We start from the raw sequence: 719 nt of genomic DNA, 5'->3' as shown, positions 1-719 counted from the left end.
ACGACCACGATCTGGCCGGGGCGCAGCTCGTTGAAGAGGATCTTCTCGGACAGGTTGTCCTCGATCTCGCGCTGGATCGTCCGCCGCAACGGCCGCGCACCCAGCACCGGGTCGTAACCCTTCTTCGCGAGGAACCGCTTGGAGTTGTCCGTCAACTCCAGCCCCATGTCCTTGTTCTTCAGCTGCCCCTCGATCCGGTTGATCATCAGATCGACGATCGACAGGATCTCCGACTCCTTCAACTGGTGGAACACGATCGTGTCGTCGATCCGGTTGAGGAACTCCGGCCGGAAGTGCTGCTTCAGCTCGTCGTTGACCTTCTGCTTCATCCGCTCGTAGTTGGACTCGGTGTCCTCCGAGGACTGGAAGCCCAGGGAGACCGCCTTCGCCACGTCGCGGGTGCCGAGGTTGGTGGTCAGGATGATCACCGTGTTCTTGAAGTCCACGATCCGACCCTGACCATCGGTCAGCCGCCCGTCCTCCAGGATCTGCAGGAGCGTGTTGAACACGTCCGGGTGCGCCTTCTCGATCTCGTCGAAGAGCACCACCGAGAACGGCCGACGCCGCACCTTCTCCGTCAGCTGACCACCCTCGTCGTAACCGACGTACCCGGGAGGCGCACCGACCAGACGCGACACCGTGTACCGGTCGTGGAACTCCGACATGTCCAGCTGGATCAGCGCGTCCTCGGAGCCGAACAGGAACTCCGCGAGGGCCTT

Annotated in this window: 1 protein-coding gene; it reads right to left on the bottom strand. The window is 62.6% G+C overall.

Annotation, left to right across the window (positions count from 1 at the left end; genetic code table 11):
* Positions 1-719: AAA family ATPase (locus Val02_RS46985; protein WP_203905892.1), on the bottom strand; the 719-nt coding region annotated here is incomplete at both ends.

This window comes from Virgisporangium aliadipatigenens (genome assembly GCF_016863615.1).
Classification (GTDB): Bacteria; Actinomycetota; Actinomycetes; order Mycobacteriales; family Micromonosporaceae; genus Virgisporangium; species Virgisporangium aliadipatigenens.
The sequence above is the reverse complement of the archived record's forward strand: the minus strand, read 5'-3'. Positions and strand labels throughout refer to the sequence as shown.